The sequence below is a fragment of the Streptomyces sp. SID5785 genome (genome assembly GCF_009870065.1).
GTDB lineage: Bacteria > Actinomycetota > Actinomycetes > Streptomycetales > Streptomycetaceae > Streptomyces.
In genome coordinates this window covers 1-1,627 of record NZ_WWIA01000230.1, presented here as the reverse complement: position 1 = coordinate 1,627, position 1,627 = coordinate 1, and the positions used below count along the sequence as shown (strand labels likewise).

Annotated in this window: 1 pseudogene; it reads right to left on the bottom strand. The window is 77.4% G+C overall.

The features are described from left to right. Positions 1-1,627: pseudogene (locus GTW43_RS06920) on the bottom strand (chromosome segregation protein SMC); the annotation flags it as partial.

Here is a 1,627-nt window from a genome sequence, read left to right as displayed (position 1 = left end):
CGAGCTGCTCGCTGAGGAACTTGTGGCGCTCCTCCAGGGCCGCGAACTCCTCGAGCGCCAGCGGATTGACCTTGCCGAGCTGCTGGTAGGCGCGCTCGGCGGACTTCAGGCGCTTCTCCTGCTCCGAACGGTGGAAGGGGCGCGGCCGGTTGCGCGGGTGCTCCGGGTCCTCCGGCAGTTCCTCGCCCTCCGCAGGCAGCGAGGGCGGCACCGGCTGGTCGGGGCCGTAGTCCGCGACCAGCCCGGCCGGTTCGACACCGAGCTCCTCCAGGGCCTTGGCCTCCAGCTGCTCGATCCGCATCCGCTTCTCCGCGCCGAGAACCTCGCCGCGGTGCACCGAGTCGGTCAGCTTGTCGAGCTCGTCCTTCAGCGCGCGGCCGCGGTTGCGCTCGGCGACGAGCTCCTGCTCCCGGCCCGCCTTGGCCCGCTCGGCGAGCACCCGCTCCTCGTCGGCCCGGGTGATGGACACCTCGACGTGCGCCAGCAGCTGGCGGGCGCCGGACGCGACGGCCGAGGCGACCTCGGCCTCGTGCCGGAGCCGGGCCCGCTGCCGCTCGGCACGCGCGCGTGCCTCGCGCTCGGCGCGGGCGGCCCGGTCGAGCGAGTCGGCGCGCCCCGCGAGCCCCTTCACCCGCTCCTCGTGCGTACGGGTCTGGAGCCGGGCCTCCATCTCGGTCTGGCGCGCGTTGGCCCCGTCGGCGCCCAGCCGGTCCCGGACGGAGGTGTCGGGCTCCTCGTCCACGGGCTGTTCCTCGGTGACCGCGAGCCGTTCGGCCAGTTCCTCCGCGTCCAGCAGGGCCTGGTCGAGGGCGTCCTGCGCCTTGGCCGCGGCCGTGGCGCTGCGCTCGGCCTCCCCCGCGGCCGCGCGGGCCTGCCCGGCGAGCCGGCCGAGCTCCTTGGCCCGCCCCGACCGCTCCCGCTCGACGGCGCGCTGGCGCTGACCCAGCTCCTCGACGAGCGCGGCGCATTCCGTGCGGCGTCCGGCCGCGGACTGCTGGGCCCCGGCCAGCTCCTCGCACTGTGCGGACAGCCGCTCCAGCTCGGCGGCCGCCTCGTCGACCGAGGCCTGCACCTCGAGCAGGCTGGGCGCCCCGGCCGACCCGCCCTGCGCGAAGTGCGCGCCCAGCAGGTCGCCCTCGGCGGTGACCGCGGACAGCCCGGGGTGTGCGTAGACGAGGTCCTCGGCGTCCTCCAGGGTGGCCACGACGACGATGCCGCCGAGCAGCCGGCGCACGGTGGGCATCAACTCCACCGGCCCGCGCACCAGTTCGGCCGCGAACCGCGCCCCGGCCGGCGCCTGCGCGGGCAGGTCCCGGGGGTGCTCTGTGTGCTCGGTGTGCTCGGTGTCCGCTGTGCCCTCGGAGGCGAGCAGCAGGGCCGCCCGCCCCGCGTCCTGCTTGCGCAGCAGCCGCATCGCCTCGGCCGCCGCCGCGGGGGTGGCCACGGCGATCGCGTCGGCGGCCGCGCCGAAGGCCGCCGCCACGGCCACCTCGTGGCCCGGCGTCACGGTGAGCAGTTCGGCGGCGGGACCGAGCAGCCCGGCCGGCCGGTCCCGGGCGCCGAGCAGCGCACCGGTGCCGTCCTTGCGGCGCAGCCCGAGCGCGAGCGCCTCGTGCCGGGCGGCGGT